The sequence below is a fragment of the Cyanobium sp. Aljojuca 7A6 genome, assembly GCF_024346455.1.
Lineage (GTDB): Bacteria > Cyanobacteriota > Cyanobacteriia > PCC-6307 > Cyanobiaceae > Cyanobium.
In genome coordinates this window covers 24,063-48,717 of the sequence record NZ_JAGQCY010000013.1, presented here as the reverse complement: position 1 = coordinate 48,717, position 24,655 = coordinate 24,063, and the positions used below count along the sequence as shown (strand labels likewise).

Annotated in this window: 25 protein-coding genes and 2 tRNA genes; 17 read left to right on the top strand and 10 right to left on the bottom strand. The window is 69.3% G+C overall.

The annotated features are described in order from the left end of the window. Positions 1 to 173 precede the first annotated feature (173 nt). Entirely contained in the window at positions 174 to 812 is a 639-nt protein-coding gene (locus tag KBY95_RS11965; RefSeq protein ID WP_254965236.1) for a trans-aconitate 2-methyltransferase, read from the top strand. A 58-nt stretch (positions 813 to 870) separates the two neighbouring features. Here KBY95_RS11965 and KBY95_RS11960 read toward each other — a convergent pair whose 3' ends face one another. Beyond that, positions 871 to 1,056 (bottom strand): hypothetical protein, encoded by a 186-nt coding sequence (locus KBY95_RS11960; protein WP_254965235.1) that lies wholly within the window; start codon positions 1,054 to 1,056, stop codon positions 871 to 873. Between the two features lie 104 nt (positions 1,057 to 1,160). Beyond that, positions 1,161 to 1,231: transfer RNA gene (locus KBY95_RS11955), tRNA-Cys, on the bottom strand. A 44-nt stretch (positions 1,232 to 1,275) separates the two neighbouring features. Here KBY95_RS11955 and KBY95_RS11950 point away from each other — a divergent pair. Then, entirely contained in the window at positions 1,276 to 2,529 is a 1,254-nt protein-coding gene (locus KBY95_RS11950; protein WP_254965234.1) for a lipid-A-disaccharide synthase-related protein, read from the top strand. Between the two features lie 25 nt (positions 2,530 to 2,554). After that, positions 2,555 to 2,827: a hypothetical protein gene (locus KBY95_RS11945; RefSeq protein WP_254965232.1), complete on the top strand. Its 273-nt coding sequence runs from the start codon at positions 2,555 to 2,557 to the stop codon at positions 2,825 to 2,827. A gap of 33 nt (positions 2,828 to 2,860) precedes the next feature. On the opposite strand, the gene KBY95_RS11940 is transcribed toward KBY95_RS11945, so the two are convergent. Next, entirely contained in the window at positions 2,861 to 3,526 is a 666-nt protein-coding gene (locus tag KBY95_RS11940) for a ribonuclease D (protein ID WP_254965231.1), read from the bottom strand. A 92-nt stretch (positions 3,527 to 3,618) separates the two neighbouring features. On the opposite strand from KBY95_RS11940, the gene KBY95_RS11935 reads away from it, so the two are divergent. Both KBY95_RS11935 and KBY95_RS11930 read left to right on the top strand, forming a co-directional pair. Next, positions 3,619 to 4,170 carry a cofactor assembly of complex C subunit B gene (locus KBY95_RS11935; RefSeq protein WP_254965230.1) on the top strand — a complete coding sequence of 184 codons (552 nt, stop codon included), beginning with the start codon at positions 3,619 to 3,621 and terminating at the stop codon, positions 4,168 to 4,170. Positions 4,171 to 4,174: 4 nt separating this feature from the next. Further along, a complete protein-coding gene (locus tag KBY95_RS11930; protein WP_254965229.1) occupies positions 4,175 to 5,056 on the top strand; it encodes a dehydrogenase in 882 nt (293 codons plus the stop codon). On the opposite strand, the gene hemF is transcribed toward KBY95_RS11930, so the two are convergent. Next, the gene (gene hemF, locus KBY95_RS11925; protein ID WP_254965228.1) at positions 4,983 to 6,008 is read right to left on the bottom strand and encodes an oxygen-dependent coproporphyrinogen oxidase; all 1,026 of its coding nucleotides are present in this window, start codon (positions 6,006 to 6,008) and stop codon (positions 4,983 to 4,985) included. The genes KBY95_RS11930 and hemF overlap by 74 nt on opposite strands. Before the next feature lie 193 nt (positions 6,009 to 6,201). Here hemF and KBY95_RS11920 point away from each other — a divergent pair, with 193 nt between their 5' ends. From KBY95_RS11920 to KBY95_RS11885, 8 genes are all read left to right on the top strand, one after another. Continuing rightward, positions 6,202 to 7,308 (top strand): Mrp/NBP35 family ATP-binding protein, encoded by a 1,107-nt coding sequence (locus KBY95_RS11920; protein WP_254965227.1) that lies wholly within the window; start codon positions 6,202 to 6,204, stop codon positions 7,306 to 7,308. Between the two features lie 4 nt (positions 7,309 to 7,312). Beyond that, a complete protein-coding gene (gene rodA, locus KBY95_RS11915; protein ID WP_254965226.1) occupies positions 7,313 to 8,581 on the top strand; it encodes a rod shape-determining protein RodA in 1,269 nt (422 codons plus the stop codon). After that, positions 8,572 to 9,990, top strand: a complete 1,419-nt coding sequence (locus KBY95_RS11910) for a sensor histidine kinase KdpD (protein WP_254965225.1) — start codon at positions 8,572 to 8,574, stop codon at positions 9,988 to 9,990. Before rodA ends, KBY95_RS11910 begins: the two co-directional genes overlap by 10 nt. A 101-nt stretch (positions 9,991 to 10,091) precedes the next feature. Continuing rightward, positions 10,092 to 10,523: a photosystem I reaction center subunit II PsaD gene (locus KBY95_RS11905; RefSeq protein ID WP_254965224.1), complete on the top strand. Its 432-nt coding sequence runs from the start codon at positions 10,092 to 10,094 to the stop codon at positions 10,521 to 10,523. Between the two features lie 68 nt (positions 10,524 to 10,591). Continuing rightward, complete coding sequence (locus KBY95_RS11900) at positions 10,592 to 12,157, top strand: anthranilate synthase component I family protein (RefSeq protein ID WP_254965223.1); 1,566 nt, start codon at positions 10,592 to 10,594, stop codon at positions 12,155 to 12,157. After that, a complete protein-coding gene (gshA, locus tag KBY95_RS11895; protein ID WP_254965222.1) occupies positions 12,154 to 13,317 on the top strand; it encodes a glutamate--cysteine ligase in 1,164 nt (387 codons plus the stop codon). The genes KBY95_RS11900 and gshA overlap by 4 nt, the downstream gene beginning before the upstream one ends. Before the next feature lie 26 nt (positions 13,318 to 13,343). Beyond that, complete coding sequence (gene ppc, locus KBY95_RS11890) at positions 13,344 to 16,349, top strand: phosphoenolpyruvate carboxylase (protein ID WP_254965323.1); 3,006 nt, start codon at positions 13,344 to 13,346, stop codon at positions 16,347 to 16,349. A gap of 4 nt (positions 16,350 to 16,353) precedes the next feature. Next, positions 16,354 to 16,836, top strand: a complete 483-nt coding sequence (locus KBY95_RS11885) for an N-acetyltransferase (protein ID WP_254965221.1) — start codon at positions 16,354 to 16,356, stop codon at positions 16,834 to 16,836. A 23-nt stretch (positions 16,837 to 16,859) separates the two neighbouring features. Here the strand turns inward: KBY95_RS11885 and KBY95_RS11880 are convergent. Then, positions 16,860 to 16,933: transfer RNA gene (locus KBY95_RS11880), tRNA-Arg, on the bottom strand. Positions 16,934 to 17,022: 89 nt separating this feature from the next. On the opposite strand from KBY95_RS11880, the gene recF reads away from it, so the two are divergent. Both recF and speD read left to right on the top strand, forming a co-directional pair. Then, on the top strand, positions 17,023 to 18,114 hold the full coding sequence (gene recF, locus KBY95_RS11875; RefSeq protein WP_254965321.1) for a DNA replication/repair protein RecF: 1,092 nt from the start codon (positions 17,023 to 17,025) through the stop codon (positions 18,112 to 18,114). Positions 18,115 to 18,203: 89 nt separating this feature from the next. Next, on the top strand, positions 18,204 to 18,698 hold the full coding sequence (speD, locus tag KBY95_RS11870; protein WP_254965220.1) for an adenosylmethionine decarboxylase: 495 nt from the start codon (positions 18,204 to 18,206) through the stop codon (positions 18,696 to 18,698). Positions 18,699 to 18,716: 18 nt separating this feature from the next. Here speD and larE read toward each other — a convergent pair whose 3' ends face one another. Continuing rightward, entirely contained in the window at positions 18,717 to 19,601 is an 885-nt protein-coding gene (gene larE, locus KBY95_RS11865) for an ATP-dependent sacrificial sulfur transferase LarE (RefSeq protein ID WP_254965218.1), read from the bottom strand. 51 nt (positions 19,602 to 19,652) lie between these two features. Between larE and KBY95_RS11860 the strand changes: the two genes are divergently transcribed. Continuing rightward, on the top strand, positions 19,653 to 20,816 hold the full coding sequence (locus tag KBY95_RS11860) for a cob(I)yrinic acid a,c-diamide adenosyltransferase (RefSeq protein ID WP_254965216.1): 1,164 nt from the start codon (positions 19,653 to 19,655) through the stop codon (positions 20,814 to 20,816). A 19-nt stretch (positions 20,817 to 20,835) separates the two neighbouring features. Here the strand turns inward: KBY95_RS11860 and KBY95_RS11855 are convergent, their stop codons facing one another. From KBY95_RS11855 to KBY95_RS11845, 3 genes are all read right to left on the bottom strand, one after another. Further along, positions 20,836 to 21,330: an ion channel gene (locus tag KBY95_RS11855; protein ID WP_254965215.1), complete on the bottom strand. Its 495-nt coding sequence runs from the start codon at positions 21,328 to 21,330 to the stop codon at positions 20,836 to 20,838. 284 nt (positions 21,331 to 21,614) lie between these two features. Beyond that, positions 21,615 to 22,784, bottom strand: coding sequence for a molybdopterin-synthase adenylyltransferase MoeB (gene moeB, locus KBY95_RS11850; RefSeq protein WP_254965214.1), 1,170 nt, complete (start codon positions 22,782 to 22,784; stop codon positions 21,615 to 21,617). Between the two features lie 22 nt (positions 22,785 to 22,806). Continuing rightward, a complete protein-coding gene (locus tag KBY95_RS11845; protein ID WP_254965213.1) occupies positions 22,807 to 23,229 on the bottom strand; it encodes a M67 family metallopeptidase in 423 nt (140 codons plus the stop codon). Between the two features lie 67 nt (positions 23,230 to 23,296). Between KBY95_RS11845 and KBY95_RS11840 the strand changes: the two genes are divergently transcribed. Continuing rightward, positions 23,297 to 23,668 (top strand): CAAD domain-containing protein, encoded by a 372-nt coding sequence (locus KBY95_RS11840; RefSeq protein ID WP_254965212.1) that lies wholly within the window; start codon positions 23,297 to 23,299, stop codon positions 23,666 to 23,668. A gap of 21 nt (positions 23,669 to 23,689) precedes the next feature. On the opposite strand, the gene KBY95_RS11835 is transcribed toward KBY95_RS11840, so the two are convergent. Then, positions 23,690 to 24,622 carry a fructosamine kinase family protein gene (locus KBY95_RS11835; protein WP_254965211.1) on the bottom strand — a complete coding sequence of 311 codons (933 nt, stop codon included), beginning with the start codon at positions 24,620 to 24,622 and terminating at the stop codon, positions 23,690 to 23,692. Between the last annotated feature and the right edge of the window lie 33 nt (positions 24,623 to 24,655).

Sequence of the window (24,655 nt, the reverse complement as noted above, 5' to 3'; positions counted from 1 at the left end):
TCTTTATGATTCGTTCGTTCGGGTGATGGTCATGCCCCAGTCCACATCGCTGCTGGCCCTGGTGGGCGTCGTCGGGTTCGCCCTGATCTCCCTGCTCCTGGGCGTCCTTCCCTGAGCCGTCGCGAGTGGCCCAAGGGACGCCGCCGCTAGGGTGCCGCCACCCACCATCCGGCATGTCGACCAAGGACGCCTTCACACGCATCTATCAACGCGACACATGGGGGGGAGGCTCGGGCCAGGGCTCCAGACCTGAGTTCAATGGCGAGTACATCGCCACCCTGCAGCGCTTTCTGCGGCTCAATGACATCCGCAGCGTCGTCGATTTCGGCTGTGGCGACTGGCAGTTCTCCCGGCTGATCCACTGGGGCGACATCACCTACACAGGGATTGACATCGTCGACTCCGTGGTGGCAGCCAACCGTGACCTCCACGCCAGCGACTCGATTCGCTTCGAGCTCTTCGAGGACCTGGCCAGCCTGCCGCCCGCCGATCTGATTCTGGTGAAGGATGTGCTGCAACACCTTCCCAACCAATTGGTGCGGGAATATCTCGACCATTTCAAGGCCCACTACCGCTGGCTGATCATCACCAACGACGATCTGCCCCACGCGGAGCTCAACCGGAACATCGACGCAGGAGCCTGGCGGCCGCTGCGGCTGGACCTGCCCCCCTTTGAGGAGCATTGCTCCACCCTGGCGCAATGGGTGGTGCTCACCGAAGCCTCGATGAGCCTGCACAGGAAACGGGCGGAATTGATCCTTGGAGCAGGAGCACGCCAGCCGCAGCGCAGGCCTGGAGCTCAGCAGGAATGAAACCGGACCAGGCTGTCATCGTGCTGCGAGATCCGCTGAGAGATCTGCCGCGCAATTATCACCAGTTGCCGACTCTTTTTAGAGCGGTGTAGTACTCGATAATGGCATCTTCAAGAATCGCCGTGGGGGTGGAAGGCAGCTGCATTCTTTCGCGATAGGCCTGGATCTTTTCAATCATCGCCAGGCAGTCTTCGCTGAGCAGCGCCACGAACGGATCCGGCTCTTCCGTGGAATTGACTCCCACCTCAGTCCTCATTGGCAAGTCCATCGCAGTCTGCCACCGATGGCCTGCCGTTGGGCCGTGACTCCTGCGCAGCGGGGCGAGCAGGAGAACGTCGGTTGTTGCAGAGGCGGCACCCAGATTCGAACTGGGGATAAAGGATTTGCAATCCTCTGCCTTACCACTTGGCCATGCCGCCTGCCGGGGAGCAAACTCCCCGCAGCGGATCGTATCAGCCATGGCATGTCCACCCCCCGTCTGCTGGTTCTGAGCAACGGCCATGGGGAGGACCTGATCGCCCTGCGGCTGATCGAGGCCCTCCGGCATCAGGTCCCTGGTCTTCAGGTGCAGGTGCTGCCCCTGGTGGGGCTGGGCCAGGCCTACGCCTGTGCAGAAGCAGCCGGAGAGCTGCGACGGGTCGGCCCGCGGCTGCCGCTGCCCAGCGGCGGCTTCAGCAACCAGAGCCTGCGCGGACTGCTCAACGATCTGGCGGCAGGGCTGCCGCTGCTGAGCTGGCGCCAATGGCGGATCGTGCGCCGCTGGGGCCGGCAGGGTCTGCCGATCCTGGCGGTGGGCGACCTTCTGCCCCTGCTGCTGGCCTGGGCGGGCGGGGGGCCGTACGGCTTCCTGGGCACCCCGAAGAGTGATCACACCTGGGCGTCGCCGCCTCCAGCCGGCTGGGGCCGCTCCCCCCTGGCCGATGGCTACCACCGGGCCAAGGGCAGCGAATGGGATCCCTGGGAGTGGGCCCTGATGGGCCACCACCGCTGCCATCTGGTGGCGGTGCGCGATCGCCTCACCGCCAGGGGGCTGCGGCGCCACGGGGTTCGGGCCGTCGCTCCGGGCAATCCAATGATGGATGGATTCGCTCCCGCCCCTGGGGCTCTTCCCGGCTGGCTGCAGGGACGGCGCCGCCTGCTGCTGCTGCCCGGCAGCCGCCTGCCCGAGGCCCTGGGCAATCTGCGCGGCCTGCTCGACGCCCTGCCTGCCGCCAGCGCGACCCAGCCGATCAGCCTGCTGCTGGCCACCGGCTCCCGCCCCAGTGACGCCGAGCTGGCCGCCCCCCTCGGCGCGGCGGGCTTCATCCCAGGAGCGCCGCCGGAGGGCTCGGCTGCCTCGGCCCTCTGGCGGCGCGGCCCGCTGGAGCTGCTGGTGGGCCCAGGCCGGTTCGCGGCCTGGGCGCCGTTGGCGGAGCTGGGACTGGCCACCGCCGGCACGGCCACCGAACAGCTGGTGGGTCTGGGGGTGCCGGCCCTGTCACTGCCGGGGCCAGGACCGCAGTTCAAGGCCGGCTTCGCCCGCCGCCAGAGTCGGCTCCTGGGGGGCGCTGTGCAGCCCTGCCATGGCAGCAGGGAGCTGCAACGGCGGCTGATCGCCCTGCTCGACGACGACAACGAGCGGGCCCGGCTGGGCCGCATCGGCCGGCGACGCATGGGACCGTCCGGTGGCAGCGCCAGGTTGGCGGCCCTGATCCGGGAGCGGTTGCTGCCGGGGTAGGGGGATGATGGGCTCGCTCGCCCCCTTGTCCCACGCACCGATGCCCGGCATCCCCGACCGCAGCTTCAACGCCGCCTGCGGTCATCTGGCCACGAAACTGGGCATCAGCCTGGCGTCGGCCCGCCGGCGGGTGGAGATCCAGGCGGCCAAGGAGGGCCTGCGGGACACCGCCGCCAAGCTGGCCCTGGCGGAGCGGCTGCTGGAGGAAACCAGGGCCAGTGGCCTCGACCGGGGCCAGCTGTTCGATGGCCAGCTGCGGTCGGTGGGGGAAGACGACCTGTTCATGATCGAGGACTGAGCACCACGGCAGGCGGCATCAGCGCGCCCGGACTCAGTGTTCGAAGACCTGGTTGAACCGCTGCCGGTCGAGGGCGGCGAACACCGGCACGCAGGCGAAACAGCGGCGGGCCAGCGCCCAACGCTCCTCCCGGCGCAGCATCACCTCCAGCCGGTCCCGGGCGGCCAGCAGCCAGCGCACGTCACCGGCGGCGTAGGCCAGCTGGGTGTCACTCAGCTCCTCCACCCGGCCCCAGTCGGAACTCTGGGCCTGCTTGTCGAGCTCCACACCCACCAGCTCGTTGACCACGTCCTTGAGGCCGTGACGCGGGGCATAGGTGCGGGCCAGGCGGCTGGCGACCTTGGTGCAGAAGATCGGGTCCACGGCGATGCCGAGGTTCTCCGCCAGCGCGGCCACATCGAAGCGGGCGAAGTGGAACACCTTCTCGATCGCCGGGTCCTCGCAGAGGGCCTTCAGCCGCGGCGCCTGCGTCTGCCCCCGTGCCAGTCGGATGCAGCAGACGTTGTCGGCGTCATCGCAGATCTGCACCAGGCAGAGGCGGTCGCGACCATGGATCAGTCCCATGGCCTCGGTGTCGATGGCCAGGGCCCGGGCCTTGCCGTAGAGCTCCTGCCAGGCCGCGTCGAGGTCATGGTCGAAGACGGCGAAACGGGCCGGTGGGCCGGGGCTGGCACTGACGCTGGAAGGGGTCTGGGCCATCGTGGGACAAGGAGTTGGGGGCCATCGTGGCCCAGCGCGGACACCGGCCGGCCCGCCCGGGCCAGAATGCGACCTGCCAAGGTTCCGCCGCCATGCCCACCCTGGGTTCCACCCTTCTGCTCACCCTGCTGATGGCCATCGGCCTGGTCTTCTTCCTGAGGGCCGCCAGCAAGGACCGCACCACGGTGGTGGACGTCCACTCCCCCCAGCCGCCGGTGCAGGTGCTCGAGGGCCTCTCCAACTGGCTCACGGCCCGGGGCTGGCAGACCGAAACCGGCGATCCCGAGCGCCAGCTGCTGCGCTTCCGCGGCCAGGTGCGCTCCAGCCTGCCCCTCGCCCTGCTGCTGTCGCTGCTGGGCAGCGTAGGGGCCGCCTGCCTGGGCCTGGTGCTGCGCCAGGTGCTTCCCTCCCTCGGCTGGTGGCCCCTGCTGCTGGCCCTGGCCGGTCCGATGGCGGGTGTGCTGTACAGCCGGCGAGCGGCCAGGCCCGAGAGCCTGGAGCTGCGCCTGATGGACGAGGGCGCCGGCAGCGGCAGCACCCTGCGCCTGCGGGCTCACCGCGACGAACTGATCGCCATCGAACGGGAGCTGGGGCCCGGGCTGCAACTGGCCAGCGACGGCGCCCTGCTCTCCTCCCCGATCTGAGCCGATGCGTTCCCGTTCTGCGGCCTGGCTGGTGGGACCAGCCCTCCTGATCGGCAGCCTTGGTCCCCTGGCAGCACCCGCCCGCAGCGCCGAAGCCATCGTGCTGGGCAGCCAGAGCCGGACCCTCGCGCCCGCGCGGCCCAGCGTCGATCCGATCACCGGGCCCCGCAGCCCCCTGCCGCGGGACTGGATCGGCCTCCGCCCCATCGATCCGGACACCCCGATCCTGGTGCTGGCCGGCCATGCCGATTCCCAGGGCATGGCTGGTTCAGGAACCCCTGGCGCCGCCGTGGCCGCCGGGGCGGCGCCGATGTACCCGGGCATCAGCGATGAGCTGTACTGGAACATGGTCGTCGCCGAGACGGTGGTGGCCGTGGGCCAGCAGCGGGGCTTGCGCATCAGCTACTACCGCCCCCCCTTCCGCAGCATCAGCGACGGCGACGATCCCCGCACCAACTGGAGTGTGGGCCGGCAGCACGCCGCCAGCGGCGGCTACGCCATGGAGATCCACTTCGATGCCTGGGGGCCCACCGGCGTCGGATCGGGGCTGATCCCACCGCTGCACCGGCCCTTCGGCCGTCTCGACGAGAGCCTGGCTGAGGCCTTCGGTGCCTTTCCCATGGCCTTCCGTGGCGGCCTGGGGGGACCCAGGCGCGGCATTGCCCTGCTGGAGGTGGGCAAGCTGGAAGGCAGCCTGGAGCGCTCCTTGCGCAACCCAGCCACCCGTGCCGACACGGTGATGGCCATCGCCAACCGGATCGTGACAGCCCTGGAGAACGGCCTGGGCCGCAGCCCCACCACCACCCTGCCGCTCAGCCCACCGCCTGGTGGGGTCGGCAGCGCTCCTCCAGGGAAGGGTCTTCAAGCCAGTTCTGGGGACGAGTGAACAGGTCGGTGAGCAGGGCCTCCCGGCTGCCGGCGTCTGGCGTGTAGCCGTACTCCCAGCGCACCAGGGGCGGCAGCGACATCAGGATCGACTCGGTGCGGCCATTGGTCTGCAGGCCGAAGATCGTGCCGCGGTCGAACACCAGGTTGAACTCCACGTACCGGCCCCGGCGGTAGAGCTGGAACTGGCGCTCGACCTCGCCCCAGGGCAGCCCCTGGCGGCGCTCCACGATCGGCACATAGCTCGGCAGGAAGGCGTTGCCGCAGGCCGAGGCCAGGGCGAACAGCTGCTCCCAGTCCTGGTGCAGGGGCCCGACGGCCGCGCTGGCCGCCGCCGCCGGACCCTCGGAATCGCCGCCCTTGTAGAGGACCCCGCCGGGGTCCTGGTAGTCGTAAAAGATCCCGCCCACACCCCTGGTCTCACCCCGGTGCTTCAGGAAGAAGTAGTCATCACACCAGGGCTTGAACACCTTGTAGTAGGCCGGATCCACCCCATCGCAGGCCCCCTTGAGGGTGCGATGGAAGTGGCGGGCATCCTCCAGGAAGGGGTAGTAGGGAGTGAGGTCGGCGCCGCCTCCGAACCACCACACCGGCCCGGCCTCGAAGTAGCGGTAGTTGAGGTGCACCGTGGGCAGGAAGGGACTGCGCGGGTGCAGCACCATGGAGGTACCGGTGGCAAACCAGCGGTGGCCCTCCGCTTCGGGGCGCTGGGAAAGGATCGAGGGAGGCAAGCGCTCGCCCTCCACCTCGGAGAAGTTGACCCCGCCCTGCTCGAACACCCGGCCGTCCTTCATCACCCGGGAGCGGCCGCCGCCGCCCTCCGGCCGCTCCCAGCTCTGTTCCTCGAAGCCGGCTTCACCATCGAGGCTGGCCAGGCCGGCACAGATGGAATCCTGCAGGCCCATCAGCAGGGCCTTGGCGCGGCTGCGGGAATCGGCAGGTGGCATCTCCATGGAACGGCAGCGCGTCGGACGCGGAACATCCGCACACCTTTTCAGCCCGCCGGGGGGTCTCACAAGGGTTCGAGAGCCTCTGTCACGGGCTGCAGAAGTTCCGGGCGGCCGCCATGGGGGTACCGGAGCCGCCCCGACCTCCCCGGGGCACGGCCCCTAGGATCCCGGTTCAGAACGCCCGTAACGTCGACGAATGGCCAGCGCCGACACCCTCTTGAAGGCCCTGCAGTCGCTCTGCGATGCCGGCAGCGGCCGGAGCCTGGTGGAGCTGGGCTGGATCACCGACCTGCGTCATCAGGGCAGCCGTGCGGTGTTCCGGCTGGCCCTGCCCGGGTTCGCCAACAGCCAGCGGGAGCGCATCGCCGCTGAGGCCCGCGATGCCCTGCTGGCCGTGGAGGGCATCAACGACGTGCAGATCGAACTGGCCCAGCCCGCCGCCGCCCCCTCGTCGGGGCCGATCGGCGCCGCCGGCCACGGCCCCGGTGGGGGCCAGCTGCCTGAACGGCAGGGCATCCCCGGCGTGCGCCAGGTGATCGCCGTCAGCAGCGGCAAAGGCGGCGTGGGCAAGAGCACCGTGGCCGTGAACCTGGCCTGTGCCCTGGCCGCTTCCGGCCTGCGGGTGGGACTGCTCGATGCCGACATCTACGGCCCCAATGCCCCCACCATGCTCGGCGTGGCCGACCGCAGCCCCCAGGTGACGGGCAGCGGCAATGAGCAGGTGCTGGAGCCGATCGAGAGCTGCGGCCTCGTCATGGTGTCGATGGGCCTGCTGATCCAGGAGAACCAGCCGGTGGTCTGGCGCGGACCGATGTTGAACGGAATCATCCGCCAGTTCCTCTACCAGGTGAACTGGGGCGAGCGCGACGTGCTGGTGGTGGACCTGCCGCCCGGCACCGGCGACGCCCAGCTCACCCTCGCCCAGGCCGTACCCATGGCCGGCGTGGTGATCGTCACCACGCCTCAGCAGGTGTCGCTGCAGGATGCCCGCCGCGGCCTGGCGATGTTCCTGCAGATGGGGGTGTCGGTGCTGGGAGTGGTGGAGAACATGACCGCCTTCATCCCCCCCGATCTGCCCGATCGCCGCTATGCGCTCTTCGGCAGCGGCGGCGGCCGGCTGCTGGCCGATGAGGCGGGTGTGCCCCTGCTGGCCCAGCTGCCGATGGAGATGCCCGTGCTCGAGGGCGGGGAGCGGGGCCGGCCGGTGGTGCTCTCGGCACCCACCTCCGCCAGCGGCCGTGCGTTCACCGAGCTCGCCGAGCGGCTGAGCGCCAGCTGCGCCCTCAGCCCGGCCCTCGCCTGAAGCGATGGCGGTTCTCAGCCCCCGGCGCGGTGGGTTCGCCGTCAAGGGGGCGAAGCGGCGTGGCCTCGGCTTCGATCCGATTCTGTGGGGCATTCCCATCGCCCTCACCCTGCTGGCGGGGATCCTGATCGCCAGCACCCAGCGCCAGCAGGCCACCACCGACTGGTACCAGCACTGGATCACCGCGGCGGTGGGCCTGGTGGTGGCCGTGCTGCTGTCCAGGGTGCCCCTGGAGCGCATCGCCCGGTTCCAGTGGCCGATCTATGTCCTGATGGTGGCGAGCCTGATCGCGGTGCGGATCGTCGGGGTCAGCGCCCTCGGGGCCCAGAGCTGGATCAACATCGGCGGCTTCTATGTGCAGCCGTCGGAATTCGCCAAGGTGGCCGCCATCCTGTTGCTGGCGGGTGTTCTCTCGAAGTACCCGGTGGAGCGGCCGATCGACCTGCTGCGGCCGGTGGGGATCATCAGCCTGCCCTGGTTGCTGGTGTTCGTACAGCCCGATCTGGGCACGTCACTGGTCTTCGGTGCCGTGCTGCTGGTGATGCTGTTCTGGTCGGGCATGCCCGCCACCTGGCTGCTGCTGCTGCTCTCACCACTGTTCACCGCGATCATGGCCGGGACCGTGCCCTGGCTGCTGGTGGGCTGGATCCCCCTGATGGGGTGGGTGGCCTGGCGCTCCCTGCCCTGGAAGGCGATCGGACTGGCGCTGGCGCTGGCCGTCCAGGGAGTGTTCGCCGTGGGGACGCCCTGGCTGTGGGAGCACGGGCTGCGGCCCCACCAGAGGGACCGGCTCACCCTGTTCCTCGATCCGGCCCAGGATCCCCTCGGTGGCGGCTACCACCTGCTGCAGAGCACCGTGGGGATCGGCTCCGGCCAGCTCTGGGGCACCGGCCTGATGAACGGCTCGCTCACCAAGCTGCGCTTCATCCCCGAACAGCACACCGATTTCATCTTCAGTGCCCTGGGGGAGGAAACCGGGTTCATCGGTTCGATGCTGGTGGTGGTGGGCTTCGTGGTGCTGATCTGGCGCCTGCTTCAGATCGCCGGTCGAGCGGGCAGCGATTACGAATCACTCGTGGTGGTGGGGATCGGCGCCATGCTGATGTTCCAGGTGGTGGTGAACGTCAACATGACCATCGGACTTGGACCCATCACCGGCATTCCCCTCCCCTTCCTGAGCTACGGCCGTTCGGCCATGCTCGTCAACTGCATCAGCCTCGGGCTCTGCGCCTCCGTGGCGAGGCGCAGCCGCAGCCTGCGGCGATGGTGGTGAGCCTCGGGGAACTGCGTGCACTTCTGGCGGACGGCGTGCCGGCGGGGCGAGGGGACGAAGACAGCGTGCGTCGCCAGTGGTGGGCGGCCCTGGCCACCGTCCAGGCCGATCTGCTTGGGGCGGCCCCACCCCAGCCGGGCGTCTGGCTGGCGGCCCCCCTGCCGGCCCTTTATGAACCCTCCCTGCTGGAGTGGCTGGACGGTTGGGTCTGGACACCCGCGGAGGTGGGCAACCTGATGCCATCGGGGCTGCCGTTGCTGCCCGGCCTGCCCCCCCTGCCGGGGGAACCAGGCACGCCCCCCCAGGGACGCGCCCCCCGGGGAACGGCCGGACGGCCGGGGGGCTTCCGGCGCCTCAGCCTGCGCGAGGACGACGGCACCGATCCGCTGCTGGTGCTGATCACGCCGGTGCTGCAGGTGGCCCTGGCCCTCGATGGTCCCCCGCACCAGCGCCGACTGGTGGTGCGCTTCGAGGCCTCGATCCTGTCGGCCGCCCTGGAGCTGCTCGATCGCCGCCTGGCCCAGGACGATCCGGCTGAGGGCCTGGGGCTGCGCCGCCGGCTGCAGCTGCTGGGCCCGCTCCGCAACGCGCCCGATCTGGCTACCCGCTTCTGGCCCCTGCTGGCCCAGCGGCTGGCGGCCATGGCGCCCAGCGTCACGCTGCAGCCGCTGGTGCACGGTGAGAAACGCAGCGAGGGCAGCGATGCGGTGAGCAGCGAACTGGCCTTGCTCGAGGCCCTCACCCATGAAGTGCGCACCCCGCTGGCCACGATCCGCACCCTGATCCGCTCCCTGCTGCGCCGCACCGACCTGCCGGCGGTGGTGCGCCAGCGGCTGGAGCAGATCGACGGAGAGTGCAGCGAACAGATCGACCGCTTCGGCCTCATCTTTCTGGCAGCGGAACTGCAGCGTCAGCCCGGCAGTGGCCAGCCTCTGAGCGACAGCGAACTGGCCCGCACGGACCTGAGCCGGCTCCTGTATCAGCTGGAGGCGTTCTGGCAACGCCAGCTGGGTCGGCGGGAGCTCAAGCTGGTGCTCGAGATCGCCGCCGACCTGCCGCCGGTGATGAGCGACCCCAGCCGGCTGGAGACCATGCTCGGCGGACTGATGGACCGGTTCAGCCGCAGCCTGCCCAGCGGCAGCGAGGTGCGGCTGCGGCTGCTGCCGGCGGGGTCGCGGCTGAAACTGCAGCTCAGCAGCGACGACCCCGAGAGCCGCGAGGCCGATGGGCTGGCGGCCGCCGTGCCGATGCCGGTGGGGCCGGTGCTGAGCTGGAATCCGGAGACCGGCAGCCTGCAACTCAGCCGCCAGGCCACCCAGCGGCTCTTCCACCGCCTCGGGGGCCGGCTCACCGAGCGGGGCGGCAGCAACCTGACCGTCTTCTTCCCGGCCGCCGAGCACAGCGGCTGAGGCGCGAGGCCGGGTTTGTTGACGGGTGTGAAGAGTCCGCCGGGGGCGCCGGGAAGGCGAAAAACACGGTGCTAGTTTCCGCCTGAAACGGTCTGCAAGTCATGCCTGATACGGCCCTCCACGGTCAACTTCCGAAGTCCATCGGCAGCACCGGTGGCTTGCTGAACTCGGCCGAAACCGAGGAGAAGTACGCCATCACCTGGAGCAGCACCAAGGCCCAGGCGTTCGAACTCCCCACCGGCGGCGCCGCGGAGATGCACGAAGGCGACAACCTCATGTACTTCGCCCGCAAGGAGCAGTGCCTGGCCCTGGGCACCCAGCTGCGCACCAAGTTCAAGCCCCGGATCGAGGACTACAAGATCTACCGGATCTACCCCGGCGGCGACACCGAATACCTCCACCCCAAAGACGGCGTCTTCCCCGAGAAGGTCAACGAAGGCCGGGCCATGGTGGGCCACACCCCCCGCAGCATCGGCGCCAACCCCAACCCCGCCAGCCTCAAGTTCAGCGGCAAGGAAACCCACGAAGCCTGAGCCTCAACGGCCAGCACCTATAACGGCGGGGCCGAGAGCCCCGTTTTTTTTGCCTGCCTGTCGCCGTGATGTCCGGTTCTGATCGCAGCGCCTTCCTCGACCGGATCGCCGGTGGGGACGCAGGTGCTGACTTGGCCGTCAATCTTCTGCCCGTCTGGAAGCGCTGGCCCGCTGACCTGGAAACCCCCCTGACCACCTGGCTGAAGGTGGGGGCGGGCCGTAGCCATGGTGTGCTGCTGGAATCGGTGGAGGGTGGCGAGCAGTTGGGCCGCTGGAGTTTCGTCGTCAGCGACCCCCTCTGGACCCTCACCTGCCGCGGTGATCGGGGCGAAAGGTGCTGGCGGGATGGCCGCAGCGAGCAGCTCCAGGGCAATCCCTTCACCCTGCTGCGCGACGCCCTGACGCCGCTGCGCCCCGGCCCGGTGGAGGGCCTGCCGAAAGTGGCCCAGCTGTTCGGCTTCTGGGGCTATGAGCTGATCCAGTGGATCGAGCCCAGCGTGCCGGTGCACGGTGCCGCCGAAGGGGCCCCACCCGACGGCTGCTGGATGCTGGCCGACAGCCTGCTGGTGTTCGACCAGGTGAAGCGCCAGATCACGGCGGTGGCCTACGTGGATCTCTCGACAGGAGCCGATCCCGGCGAGGCCTACGACCGGGCGGCGGCGCGCATCGAGGCCCTTGAAGCCCGCATGCACGCCCCCCTGCCCGGCACTGTCAAACCCCTGGCCTGGCACGAGGCGAGCGGCGCCGAACTGGCCACCCGCAGCAACCGCAGCCAGGTCGACTTCGAAGCCGCGGTGGCGACCGCCGCCGAGCACATCGCCGCCGGCGACGTGTTCCAGCTGGTGCTGAGCCAGCGGCTGGAAACCCGGGTGAGCCACGATCCCTTCGATCTCTACCGCAGCCTGCGGATGGTGAATCCTTCGCCCTACATGGCGTTCTTCAACTTCGGCGACTGGCATCTGATCGGCTCCAGTCCTGAGGTGATGGTGAAGGCGGAACCCTGCGCCGAAGGGGTGAGGGCCTCCCTGCGGCCCATCGCCGGCACCCGCCCTCGCGGAGAGGATGCCCGCCGTGATGCGGCCCTGGCCGAGGAGCTGCTGGCCGATCCGAAGGAGCGAGCCGAGCACGTGATGCTGGTCGACCTGGGCCGGAACGACCTGGGCCGGGTCTGCCGACCCGGCACGGTGCAGGTCACCGAGCTGATGGTGATCGAGAAGTACTCCCACGTGATGCACATCGTCAGCGAGGTGGAGGGGCTGCTGAGCGAGGATCACGACATCTGGGACCTGCTGATGGCCTCCTTCCCAGCCGGCACCGTGAGCGGAGCCCCCAAGATCCGCGCCATGCAGCTGATCCATGGCCTCGAACCGGATGCCCGTGGGCCGTACTCGGGGGTCTACGGGGCCGTGGATCTCTGCGGGGCGCTGAACACGGCGATCACAATCCGCACCATGGTGGTGCTGCCCCACCCCGACGGCGGCTGGCGGGTGCAGGTGCAGGCCGGTGCCGGGATCGTGGCCGATTCCCGTCCGGAGGCGGAGTACCAGGAAACCCGCAACAAGGCGCGCGGAATGCTCAAGGCCCTCGCCTGCCTGGAGCCAGCCGTGGCCGATGCGGCGGACCCCACACCATGAGCGCCCCCCTGCTGCTCAAGGGCTTCGAAGTGGAGATGTACACCGGCCGGGCCGATGGCACGGTGGTGGGTTGCTCCGCCGAAGCGGCCGCCGAGCTGGCGGGCTTCATGACCGAACCGGACCAGCGCAACCTGGAGTACGTCACCCCGCCTGAGGCCTCCTACGCCGCCCAGCTGGAGCTGCTGCTCGAACCGCGCCGTCGCCTGCGCCGCTGGCTCCAGCCCCGCCAGCTCACCCTGCTGCCGGGCAGCACCCTGAGCCTGGGGGACAGCCACCGCTTCGAGCGCTCCGACCCCAGCAACCCCTACCACGCCTACATCGAGGCCACCTACGGCACCCGGGTCGTGACCGCCAGTGTCCACATCAACCTGGGCCTGACGGACATGGACGCCCTGTTCGCCGGTCTGCGCCTGCTGCGCTGCGAGGCGGCCCTGCTGCTGGCCCTCAGTGCCTGCTCCCCCTTCCTCGATGGCGTCGCCACCGGGGCCCACTCCCAGCGTTGGCTGCAATTTCCGATCACCCCGCCCCAGGTGCCCCTGTTCCGTGACCACGCCCATTACATCCATTGGATGGAGGAGCAGCTGGCCGCCGGGGCAATGCGCAACGTGCGCCACCTGTGGACCTCGGTGCGCCCCAACGGAGACGACCGGCCCCATGGCCTCAACCGCCTGGAGATCCGCATCTGCGACCTGATCGACGATCCTCTGCTGCTGCTGGCGGTCACCGCCTTCACCGAACTGCGCCTGCAGCAGCTGCTGCGGGATCCCGGTGGCCAGGATCCCCTGACCGCCAGCCAGCTCGCCGCAGGCGAACTCGAAGCCATCGCCGATGCCAACGACCGGGCGGCGGCCCGCTCCAGCCTCGAGGCCCAGCTGGTGCACTGGCGCAGCGGAGAGACGGTTGGAGCCCGCGCCTGGATCGCCGCCGAACTGGAAACCATGGCTGCGCTGGCGGCTGAGCTGGGGCTGGAGCGCTGGTTGGCCCCGCTGCACGAGCTGCTCGCCACGGGCAACCAGGCGATGCGCTGGCTCGCCCGTGAACGGCGCGGCGAAAGCATCGGTGCCATCATCGGCAGCGACGCCGTGGCTCTCGAGACACGGGAGAAGGCCCTGGACGCATGGCTGGTGACAGAAGCCGCCCAGGTCCCTGGAGGATCATGAACAGCACCCCCGCTCCCACCGCCCCCATGCGGCTCCACCTGACCGAGCCTTCGGTCGTTCCGGCCGAGGCCTCCCCCGGGGTGATCCGGCTGCTCACCGAGCGGCTCGAACTGGTGGAGGATCTCTGGCAGACGGTGCTGCGCAGCGAATGCCCGCCCGAACAGGTGGAGCGCCTGCTGCGGCTGAAGGAACTGAGCGGTCCGGTGGCACCGGGTCTGGATCCGGAGGCCTCCTCCGCCGTCGACACCGACGGCATCGTGGCGCTGATCAAGGCGATGGATCTGGCCGAGGGCATCGCCGCGGCCCGGGCCTTTTCCCTCTATTTCCAGCTCGTCAACATCCTCGAGCAGCACATCGAGGAAGACAGCTACCTCGAAAGCATCAAACGGGCCCCCGCCCCGGCCAGCAATGACCCCTTCCTGCCCGCCCTGGCCAGCCAGAGCGATCCAGCCACCTTCCGCCAGTTGTTCGAGCGCCTGCGGGCCCTGAACGTGCCGCCGGGCCAGCTCGAGAACCTGCTGCGGGAGCTCGACATCCGACTGGTGTTCACCGCCCACCCCACCGAGATCGTGCGCCACACCGTGCGGCACAAGCAGCGGCGGGTGGCGGCCCTGATCCAGAAGCTGCAGGTGAACGGCCAGGGCAATCCGGACGACAACGACCGGCTGCGCCAGCAGCTGGAGGAGGAGATCCGGCTGTGGTGGCGCACCGATGAGCTGCACCAGTTCAAGCCGTCGGTGATCGACGAGGTCGACTACGCCCTGCACTACTTCCAGCAGGTGCTCTTCGATGCTCTGCCCCAGCTGCGTCAGCGCATCCGCGCCGCCCTGGCGGCCAGCTACCCCGACGTGCAGCCCCCCCGGGACGCCTTCTGCACCTTCGGCTCCTGGGTGGGCTCCGACCGGGACGGCAACCCCTCGGTGACGCCGGATGTGACCTGGCGCACGGCCTGCTTCCAGCGGCAGCTGATGCTGGCCCGCTACATCCAGGCGGTGTCGATCCTGCGCGACCAGCTCAGCATCTCGATGCAATGGAGCCAGGTGAGCGCCGCCCTGCTGGAATCCCTGGAGATGGACCGGCTGCGCTTCCCCGAGATCTATGAGGAACGGGCCGCCCGCTACCGGCTCGAGCCCTACCGGCTGAAGCTGAGCTACACCCTTGAGCGGCTGCGGCTCACCCAGCAGCGCAACCAACAGCAGGCGGACGCGGGCTGGGAATCCCCCTGCGACGGCTCCTCTGGCCATGAAGCCGGGCTCACCAGCCTGATGGAGCCGGCCCCACCCCAGGAGCTCCATTACGCCTCGGTGGAGGAATTCCGCACCGACTTGGAGCTGATCAAGGAGAGCCTCGATGCCACGGGTCTGAGTTGCGAAGCCCTGCAGGACCTGCTGAGCCAGGTGCACATCTTCGCCTTCTCCCTGGCCAGCCTCGACATCCGCCAGGAGAGCACCCGCCACAGCGACGCCATCGACGAACTCAGCCGCTACCTGCTGCTGCCGGTGCCCTACGGGGAGATGGACGAGGAGCAGCGGGTGGAGTGGCTGCTGAACGAGCTCAAGACCCGCCGCCCCCTGTTGCCGCCTGCCGCCCGCTGGAGCGCCTCCACGGCCGAAACCTTTGCCGTGTTCCGGATGCTGCAGCGACTGCAGCAGGAATTCGGCCGCCGCATCTGCCGCACCTACGTGATCTCCATGAGTCACACGGTGTCCGACCTGCTGGAGGTGGTGCTGCTGGCCAAGGAGGCGGGGCTGGTGGATCCGATGGCCCAGAAATCGGCCCTGCTGGTGATCCCCCTGTTCGAAACGGTGGAAGACCTGCAGGGAGCCCCGGCGGTGATGGGTCGCCTGTTCGCCGATCCCTTCTACCGCCAGCTGCTGATCAGTACGAGCGATGGCGAGCAGCCCCTGCAGGAGGTGATGCTGGGCTACTCCGACAGCAACAAGGATTCCGGCTTCCTCTCCAGCAACTGGGAGATCCACCGGGCCCAGATCGCCCTCCAGTCGCTCGCCGATGCCCACGACGTCGCCCTGCGCATCTTCCATGGCCGCGGCGGCTCGGTGGGCCGGGGTGGCGGTCCCGCCTACCAGGCGATCCTGGCCCAGCCCAGCGGCACCCTCAAGGGACGCATCAAGATCACCGAGCAGGGGGAGGTGCTGGCCTCCAAGTACTCCCTGCCCGAGCTGGCCCTCTACAACCTCGAGACGGTCACCACCGCCGTGCTTCAGAACAGCATGGTGAGCACCCCGGTGGACGACACCCCCACCTGGAACGTGCTGATGGAGCGGCTCGCGGCCCGCTCCCGCGACCACTACCGAGCCCTGGTGCACGACAACCCCGACCTGGTGGCCTTCTTCCAGCAGGTGACACCGATCGAGGAGATCAGCAAGCTGCAGATCTCCAGCCGGCCGGCACGGCGCAAGAGCGGTGCCAAGGATCTCTCCAGCCTGCGGGCCATCCCGTGGGTGTTCGGCTGGACCCAGAGCCGCTTCCTGCTGCCCAGCTGGTACGGGGTGGGCACGGCCCTGCAGGCCGAACTCGATGCCGACGGGGAGCAGATGGAGCTGCTGCAGCTGCTCTACCAGCGCTGGCCGTTCTTCCGCATGCTGATCTCCAAGGTGGAGATGACCCTGTCCAAGGTTGACCTGGAGCTGGCCGGCCACTACGTCACCTCCCTGGGCCGACCCCAGAACAAGGAGGTCTTTGAGCAGATCTTCGCGTCGATCGCCAGCGAGTTCGCCCTCACCCATTCCCTGGTGCTGCGCATCAGCAACCACAGCCGGCTCCTCGACGGCGACCCGGCCCTGCAGCTGTCGGTCGACCTGCGCAACCGAACGATCATTCCCCTGGGCTATCTGCAGGTGGCGCTGCTGCGGCGGCTGCGGGAGCAGAAACGCCAACCCCCGATGAGCGAGGGGCCGAGCGACGGGCCGGGCGGCGCCGGCGACGGCCGCACCTACAGCCGCAGCGAACTGCTGCGCGGCGCCCTGCTTACCATCAACGGCATCGCCGCAGGCATGCGCAACACGGGCTGATTCCATGAACTCTCTGTTGATCCCCTTCCGCAGCCAGCCTCCGACCCCACGCCTGCGGGAGGGTTACGCCCTGCTGCATCAGCACGACCCCGAACCGGCCGGCCTCAACCGCCTGTTGGAGGCCTGCGGCGACGCCCCCCGCAGCAGCGACCGCTGGGAGCGGGTGCTGGCGCGCAGCGCCTGGCACCTGGTGGTCCTCGACCCGGGCGGCCGGCTGGTGGGCTTCGTGCGGGCCACCAGCGATCAGGCCCTCAACGCCAATCTCTGGGACCTGGTGGCCGATCCGGCCGATCCTTGCCGGGATGAGGTGATCGGGACCCTGGTGCAGGCCGCCCTGGCCCGCCTGCGACGGGAACTGAGCGGCTGCAGCATCTCCCTGTCAGCCCCACCCGAGGCCCTCAACGCCCTCGCCCGGGCGGGGTTCGTGGTGGATCCCGGTGGCATCCGGGCCATGGGCCTGGACCTGCGGCCCCAGACAGACAACTGACCGAGAAAGGGGGACGGGGCTGACGAGCATGGAGGGACTCGAACCCCCGACATTCAGAACCGGAATCTGACGCTCTATCCAACTGAGCTACATGCCCTGCCACGGCGGTTGGGGTCCCACAGGACCTTTCCCTCCGATGGCGGTACCTTAGCGGCTGACCGCCCCAGAACCATCCGGCTGCACCGCCTGGACCTCCGGCATTTCCGCAACATCGACGGCCTGCAGCTGACGCTGGAGGCGCCCCGCCTGCTCGTGACCGGCAGCAATGGCCAGGGCAAGTCGAACCTGCTGGAAGGGGTGGAACTGCTCACCAGCCTTCGCTCGCACCGCTGCAGCGTTGACCGGGATCTGATCGGCCATGGCCACCCGTGGTGCCGGCTGGGCGCCCTCACCGACGAGGCCGACAGCCTGCAACTGGAACTGCGCCGCAGCGGCGGTCGCCAGGCGTTCCGCAACGGCAAACGGCTGGAGCGACAGCTTGACCTGATCGGCCCCCTCCGCTGTGTCGGCTTCAGCGCCCTCGACCTGGACCTGGTGCGGGGGGAGCCCGCCCTGCGGCGCCAGTGGCTGGACCGGGTGGTGCTGCAGCTCGAACCCGTCTATGGCGCCCTGCTGAGCCGCTACGGACGGCTGCTGCGGCAGCGCAGCCAGCTGCTGCGCCGGGGCCTGGCGGCCGGCCAGCGGCAGGAGCTGCTGGACGCCTTTGATCAACAGATGGCCCTGGTTGGCGCCCGCCTGCATCGGCGGCGCCAGCGGGCCCTGCGGCGCCTGGAGCCGCTGGCGGTGGCCTGGCAGCAGCGCATCGGCGGAGCCGCCGAACTCCTCCAGCTCGACTACATCAGCGGCACCGTGCTGGCGGAGGCCAGCGACGAGGAGGGGCCCTGGCGCCAGGCCCTGGCGGAACAACTGCGTCAGCAGCGTCCCGAGGAGGAACGGCTCGGGCAGTGCCAGGTGGGTCCCCACCGGGACGAGGTGGCGCTGCTGATCGGCGGCCAGGCCGCGCGACGCTACGGCTCCGCCGGCCAGCAGCGCACCCTGGTGCTGGCCCTGAAGTTGGGGGAACTCGACCTGGTGGGCCAGGTGGTGGGTCAGCCGCCGCTGCTGCTGCTCGACGATGTGCTGGCCGAGCTTGACCCGGGTCGCCAGCAGCTGCTGCTGGAGGCGGTGGGGGACGGTCACCAGTGCCTGGTCAGCGCCACCCACGTGGAAGCCTTCAGCAGCGGTTGGCGGGCCCACAGCCAGGTGGTGGAGCTCCATAGCGGCGCCCTGGTGGCCTGAGGCCCGATCCCCCTGTCGCCGCAGGCGACCTAGCGCACAACTGACCAGCGCTCCCAGCGCGTATGGTGAGTTGTGTTTACCCGGATTCGATGAACCAAACCCTTTCCAGCCTGCATCCCAACCCGGGATGGAAGCCCGCCGCCTCCCCCATCCACGCCATTGCACGACCCGTCTCCTCTCCAGGCGACACCACCGACGCGGTAGGGAAACACTGCATCCTCGAGCTCTACGACTGCGATTGCGCAAGGCTCGACGACGAAGCTTTCCTCAGGGACACCATCACGACAGCAGCCAAACGCGCTGGTGCCACCCTGCTCAACCTGATCACCCACCGCTTCGAACCCCAGGGCGTCACCGGCCTGGCCTTGCTCGCGGAATCCCACATCTCCATCCACACCTGGCCCGAATCGGGCTATGCGGCGGTGGATGTGTTCACCTGCGGTGACCACACCATGCCCGAGAGGGCCTGTCAGGTCCTGTGGGAGGAGCTGGGGTCTGGCCGACACAAGCTCACCAGCTTCCGCCGGGAGACGCCCGAGGCCCTGATCGACAGCCAGAGGGAACCTCTCCTGGCCAGCGCCTGAGCGCAGGGGCAGGACCAATCAGGGTGTCGGTCGGCCCCGATGCCCCTCCAGGGAGCGGTTCAGCTTGCCGCTCACCAGCCCTTCAAGGTCCAGGGCCACGGCCGTGAAGCCAAGGTCCCTGAAGGCGCCCACCAGCTGGGGGCGAAGCTCCCCATGGGCCAGACACTCCAGCGCCGCCGGTAAGCCGGCGGCGGGGATTTCAATGCGCGCCGTCTCCCCCTGGCTGCGGACCCGCAGTTCGGGGAAGCCGCGCTGGCGCAACCAGTCCTCGGCGGCGGCCACCCGGACCAGCCGGGGGGCGTCGATCGGCTCGCCGTAGGGGAAACGGGAGGCCAGGCAGGGCTGGGCCGGCTTGTCCCACCAGGGCAGGCCCAGGGCCCGGGAGAGCTGGCGCACCCCCGCCTTGTCGATGCCGACCTCGGCCAGGGGCGAGCGCACACCGAATTCGCGGGCGGCACGGATACCGGGCCGGTGGTCGCCCAGGTCGTCGCGGTTGACCCCGTCCAGCACCTGGGCCCCCTCGGCGGCGGCGGCGATCGGGGCCAGCAGGCGATGCAGCTCCCGCTTGCAGGCGTAGCAGCGGTCTTCGGGGTTGCTGGCATAGGTGGGATCCGCCAGCTCGGCGGTGGGCAACTCGCGATGGCGCAGGCCCAGCCAGCGGGCCTGGGCACTGGCCTCCCGGCGCAGATGGGGCGCCAGGGCCGGCGAGACGCCGGTGATCGCCAGGGCCCTCTCCCCCAGCCGATCGCCGGCCAAGGCGGCCACCAGGGCGCTGTCGACACCGCCGGAGTAGGCCACCACCACCTGGGCGAAGCCATCAAGCTGCCGGCAGAGGGACTCCAGACCCCGCTCCAGGGGGCCGGGCAGGGCTTCGAGCAGGTGGAGGCGACCGGGTGTGGGCATGGCGTCGATCCTGGCAAGGCTGGGTAGCATCCGGGTCAGATCCCCCCGCCCATGCCCCCCGCCGCCCGCAGCACCCAGACCCCGCAGCGCGGCACCGGGCGGGGCATCGGCATCCGCACGGCCGCCGGCAGCGACGAACGCGCCCACGGCCAGCTGCACGTCTACGACGGGGAAGGCAAGGGCAAGAGCCAGGCGGCCCTGGGGGTGGTGCTGCGCACCATCGGGCTGGGCATCTGCGAGCAGAAGCGCACACGGGTGCTGCTGCTGCGGTTCCTCAAGGGTCCCGGCCGCGCCTACGACGAGGACAGCGCCATCGAGGCCCTGCAGCAGGGTTTCCCCCACCTGATCGACCAGGTGCGCACGGGCCGGGGCGACTACTTCAGCGCCGCGGAGGCCACCCGCTTCGACCACCAGGAGGCCCAGCGGGGCTGGGACATCGCCAAGGGGGCGATCGCCAGCAACCTCTATTCGGTGGTGGTGCTCGACGAACTCAACCCTGTGCTCGACCTGGGCCTGCTCGACACCGAGGAGGTGGTGCGCACCCTGGCCACCAAGCCGGCGGGAATGGAAATGATCTGCACCGGCCGGGGCGCGCCGCGGCAGCTGGTGCAGCTGGCCGATCTGCACTCGGAGATGCGGGCCCACAGCGGGCCCCAGCAGGGGCTGGAAGGGCTGGAGATCTACACCGGAGAGGGCAAGGGGAAATCCACCAGCGCCCTGGGCAAGGGCCTGCAGGCCATCGGCCGGGGCATCAGCCAGGACAAGAGCCACCGGGTGCTGATCCTGCAGTGGCTCAAGGGCGGCGCGGGTTATACCGAGGACGCGGCGATCGCCGCCCTGCGGGAGAGCTACCCCCATCTGGTGGATCACCTGCGCTCAGGGCGCGACGCCATCGTCTGGCGCGGGCAGCAGCAGCCGATCGACTACGTGGAGGCGGAACGGGCCTGGGAGATCGCCCGGGCCGCGATCGCCAGCGGCCTCTACAAGACCGTGATCCTCGACGAACTCAACCCCACCGTGGATCTGGAACTGCTCCCGGTGGAGCCCATCGTCCAGACCCTGCTGCGCAAGCCCACCGAAACTGAGGTGATCATCACGGGCCGCTGCAAGAGCCGGCCGGCCTACTTCGATCTGGCCAGCGTCCACTCCGAGATGGTGTGCCACAAGCACTACGCCGAGCGGGGCGTGGATCTCAAACGCGGCGTCGACTACTGAGCCCGCTGGCCCTTGGCGTTCAGTCGAGGTCGAGCTGGTCATCCTCGAGCATCTCCACCTCCTCCGAGGCGATGAAGCGCCCCAGCAGCAGGCCCACCAGCAGGGCGACATAAAGGGTGCTGGCCACGCTGAGCAGGATCACGAAGCGCTCCCCCACCGCATTTGCCGGCAGCACGTCGCCATAGCCGACGCCGGCGATGGTGACAAAGCTGAAGTAGGTGAGGCGATCGAGCAGCAGCTGGTGGCTGGCGCCCTCACCGAGACTGAAGCTGCCGGGCACCAGCACCTGGGTGGCGGTGGCGAGCACCCCGCCGGTGAGGCCCAGGTGCAGGTAACCGGCGGCGGCCCCAGCCATCACCTGCACATTGACCCGGGGCACCCGGGCCAGCAGGCGCACCAGCCGCATCGAGGTGAGCAGGAAAAAGAGACTCAGCAGCACCATTTCCACGGCCCGGAACAGACCGCCGTGCCAGGTCCCGGTGAGCACCGGCAACCAGAGTCCGGCGCCCCCCACCACCCCGATCCCCCGGAAGATCTCCTGGCGCAGCCTGGCGTAGCCTGGCGTAGCTCACCCCGCCGATCACCGGCAGGGTGAGGATCGACTGCAGGATCAGCAGATTGAAGACCAGGGCCAGAAGGACCTGGCCCTGCCACCCCCGCGTGGCCGTCAACGGCATCACCAGGACCGGCAGCAGGGCCGAGAGCAACAGCGGCAGGAAGCGCGTCTCGAGGGCGATCAGGCGGCGGGCTTCCTGCCGCCGCCGCTCCAGCCAGCGCCGCCTGGCCGGGGTGAGGGGCTCAGTAGCGCGGGACGTCAGGATCCACCTCCTGGCTCCAGGCGTCGATGCCGCCCTGCACGTTCACTCCCTCGATGCCGTGGCGGCCGAGGGCGATCAGGGCCTTGGCGGAACGCCCCCCCAGCTTGCAGTGGACATAGAGCCGCTTGCCGTTGGCCAGGCGGCGCACCTCCTCGATCGCCTCGCCACTCTCGATGCGATCGAGGGGCACCAGCACCGCACCGGAGATCACGGCAATCTCGACTTCCGGTGGATTGCGCACATCGAGCAGAAGCAGATCGTCCTGCGGGCCGTCGAGCAGGGTCTTGAGTTCGGTCACGGTGATGGCAGGCACACTGCCCGCCTCCTCCTGGCCGGGGGCCGAGCCGCCCACGCCGCAGAACTCCTGGTAGTCGATCAGCTTGTCGATCACGGGGCGCTCCGGATTGGGGCGCAGCTTCAGCTCCCGGAAGCTCATCTTGAGGGCATCGAAAAGCAGCAGCCGGCCGCTGAGGCTGGTGCCGATGCCGGTGATCAGCTTGACCGTTTCAGTGGCCTGGATCACGCCGATGATCCCGGGGAGCACCCCCACCACACCGCCTTCGGCGCAGGAGGGCACCATCCCCGGCGGTGGCGGTTCGGGAAAGAGATCCCTGTAGTTGGGGCCGCCCTCGAAGTTGAAGACCGTGGCCTGGCCCTCGAAGCGGAAAATCGACCCGTAGACGTTCGGCTTGCCCAGCAGCACGCAGGCGTCGTTGACCAGGTAGCGGGTGGGGAAGTTGTCAGTGCCGTCGCAGACGATGTCGTAGCCGGCGATGATCTCGAGGGCGTTCTCGCTGGTGAGGGCTGTTTCGTAGAGATCCACCTGGCAGTGGGGGTTGATCTCGTGGATCCGGGCTTTGGCCGACTCGATCTTGGGCTTGCCCACCCAGCTGGTGCCATGGATCACCTGGCGCTGCAGGTTGCTGTGGTCCACCACGTCGAAATCGACGATGCCGAGCCTGCCCACGCCGGCGGCGGCCAGATAGAGCAACAGGGGCGAACCGAGGCCGCCGGTTCCGACGCACAGCACCGAGGCCGCCTTGAGCCGCTTCTGCCCCTCCATGCCGATCTCCGGCAGAATCAGGTGGCGGGAGAAGCGCACCACCTCATCGGGGCTGAGTTGGACGGTGCTGGTGTCGGGAGGAAGCATGGCGGTGGAGACCCACGACGCACTAATCCACCATTCTCCACGCCAACCGCCGGGGGCTGCCCTGTTCCGGCAACCACCAGCAGGCCAGGGAACGGGGCTCCCCCTCTGCAGGCCCCTGCCCCAGGATCAGCATCAGGGTGGGGGTGAAGGCCAGGGAGAGGTCGAGGGCCGAGGGCACGGGCTCCGAGAACGGATGGCTGTGGGCCGATCCCAGCACGGTCAGCCCCCGGGATCGGGCCCACTTCTGGGCCAGCAGCTGTTCGCGCGGATCAAGGGCGAAGCGGCGGCAACGCTCGGCCGGTGGCACCCAGACGTTGAGGCAGGGCCAGATGCGCCGGACACACCAGGGATCACGGCCGCCGAGCAGCAAGGCACAGCCCTCTTCCGGGGCGACCGCCACCAGGACGGCTTCGAGCACCGTCAGCGCCTGCCGACCGAGACGCAATTCCGCTGGCGTCTGTGGGTTCACACCGGTACGTTATGCATCATTCCGTTAGGAGACCTCTCCTTCCATGATCGACAGCACGACCGAGGAGAAGGAGACCATGCAGGACGACACCAGCACCAGCGCCGCAGAGGTGGATTTCACGGAGCGCTACAGCAAGGTGATCGGCAAGGTCAACGAAACCCTCGACAAGGTGGACTGGAGCCAGGTGGGCCGCATCGGCAAGGCTTCCGGCGTTCTGCTGGCCGTGATCGTGGCCCAGATCCTGATCAAGGGCGTGCTCGACACCATCAACCTGCTGCCGATCGTGCCGGGCCTGCTCGAACTGCTCGGGCTGGTGGTGGTGGGCAACTGGAGCTGGAACAACCTCACCACGGGTGAAAAGCGCTCGGCCGTGATGGCCAAGCTTCAGACCCTGCGCAAGGAATACCTGAGCTGAGCGCCAGCACCATCAACTTCCCTACTGGGGCGTCCCCTGGTTCAGGAGTTCTTCGATGCGCTCCTGGCACTGGCCCAGGTAGGAGCCACCGAAAAGGTTGGCGTGGTTGAGCAGGTGATACAGGTTGTAGAGATCGCTACGGAATCGGTGGCCTGAGGGCAGGGGCCATTCCGCTTCGTAACCAGCGAAGAATGGGGCGGGGAAGCCCCCGAACAGCCTTGCCATGGCGAGGTCCACTTCCCGATCGGCCCGGTAGACCGCCGGATCGAAGATCGCCCCCTGGCCGCCGGCACAGATGGCGGCGTTGCCGCTCCAGAGATCACCGTGCACCAGGCAGGGGTCGGGGTGGTGGTTGTCCAGCCACTGGCCGGCGCCCTCCAACAGCGATCGGGCCTGAGCGAGGGGGGTGCCCCGGAGGGCCAGGTGCTCCAGCTGGGGCGCCAGACGCCGTTCCACGAAGAAGCGGCCCCAGTCCTCGTCCCAGCCGTTGCGCTGGGGGAAGGCCCCGATGACGTTGTCCCGGGGCCAGCCGAAGGCTGACCCAGGCCGATCCTCTGCCACGCAGCACCGCGTGAGGCTGCGCCGGTGCAGCCCCGCCAGGGCGGCCCCCAGACGGTGCCACTGCGGCGCTGCTGCAGCAGAACGGCCGCCCTCCAGCGCCAGCCAGGAGAGCACCAGCACGGCCAATGGTCCCGCCGTGCCCCAGGCCAGGGGCACGGGCACGAGCGGCCCTGCCTCGCACGCCGCCACTGCCAGAGCCTGCAGGCCCTCGGCTTCCGCCTCCAAAAGCGGCAGGGCGGAGGCCCCATTGGTTTTGACGAACAGCCGGCTGCCGTCGACAAGTTCCAGACACCAGGCGCTATGGATGCAGCCGCCACCGACGGGCCTCCGGCCGCGTAGCTCCACACCGAGCCGCTCCTTCAGCCAGGGGGCCAGGGGATCAGGGGGAGGCATGGGTGGTGCGAGGCATGGCTCCAGCCTGACCCG

Bases quoted from the DNA above. Each gene is read 5' to 3' on its own strand.
- moeB (WP_254965214.1), bottom strand. From the start codon at position 22,784: ATGCTTCCTCCCGACACCAGCACCGTCCAACTCAGCCCCGATGAGGTG.
- KBY95_RS11965 (WP_254965236.1), top strand. From the start codon at position 174: ATGTCGACCAAGGACGCCTTCACACGCATCTATCAACGCGACACATGG.
- larE (WP_254965218.1), bottom strand. From the start codon at position 19,601: ATGCCCACACCCGGTCGCCTCCACCTGCTCGAAGCCCTGCCCGGCCCC.
- KBY95_RS11910 (WP_254965225.1), top strand. From the start codon at position 8,572: ATGGTGGTGAGCCTCGGGGAACTGCGTGCACTTCTGGCGGACGGCGTG.
- KBY95_RS11900 (WP_254965223.1), top strand. From the start codon at position 10,592: ATGTCCGGTTCTGATCGCAGCGCCTTCCTCGACCGGATCGCCGGTGGG.
- KBY95_RS11905 (WP_254965224.1), top strand. From the start codon at position 10,092: ATGCCTGATACGGCCCTCCACGGTCAACTTCCGAAGTCCATCGGCAGC.
- gshA (WP_254965222.1), top strand. From the start codon at position 12,154: ATGAGCGCCCCCCTGCTGCTCAAGGGCTTCGAAGTGGAGATGTACACC.
- ppc (WP_254965323.1), top strand. From the start codon at position 13,344: ATGCGGCTCCACCTGACCGAGCCTTCGGTCGTTCCGGCCGAGGCCTCC.
- rodA (WP_254965226.1), top strand. From the start codon at position 7,313: ATGGCGGTTCTCAGCCCCCGGCGCGGTGGGTTCGCCGTCAAGGGGGCG.
- KBY95_RS11885 (WP_254965221.1), top strand. From the start codon at position 16,354: ATGAACTCTCTGTTGATCCCCTTCCGCAGCCAGCCTCCGACCCCACGC.
- KBY95_RS11935 (WP_254965230.1), top strand. From the start codon at position 3,619: ATGCCCACCCTGGGTTCCACCCTTCTGCTCACCCTGCTGATGGCCATC.
- KBY95_RS11835 (WP_254965211.1), bottom strand. From the start codon at position 24,622: ATGCCTCCCCCTGATCCCCTGGCCCCCTGGCTGAAGGAGCGGCTCGGT.
- KBY95_RS11940 (WP_254965231.1), bottom strand. From the start codon at position 3,526: ATGGCCCAGACCCCTTCCAGCGTCAGTGCCAGCCCCGGCCCACCGGCC.
- KBY95_RS11930 (WP_254965229.1), top strand. From the start codon at position 4,175: ATGCGTTCCCGTTCTGCGGCCTGGCTGGTGGGACCAGCCCTCCTGATC.
- hemF (WP_254965228.1), bottom strand. From the start codon at position 6,008: ATGGAGATGCCACCTGCCGATTCCCGCAGCCGCGCCAAGGCCCTGCTG.
- KBY95_RS11950 (WP_254965234.1), top strand. From the start codon at position 1,276: ATGTCCACCCCCCGTCTGCTGGTTCTGAGCAACGGCCATGGGGAGGAC.
- KBY95_RS11840 (WP_254965212.1), top strand. From the start codon at position 23,297: ATGATCGACAGCACGACCGAGGAGAAGGAGACCATGCAGGACGACACC.
- speD (WP_254965220.1), top strand. From the start codon at position 18,204: ATGAACCAAACCCTTTCCAGCCTGCATCCCAACCCGGGATGGAAGCCC.
- KBY95_RS11860 (WP_254965216.1), top strand. From the start codon at position 19,653: ATGCCCCCCGCCGCCCGCAGCACCCAGACCCCGCAGCGCGGCACCGGG.
- KBY95_RS11920 (WP_254965227.1), top strand. From the start codon at position 6,202: ATGGCCAGCGCCGACACCCTCTTGAAGGCCCTGCAGTCGCTCTGCGAT.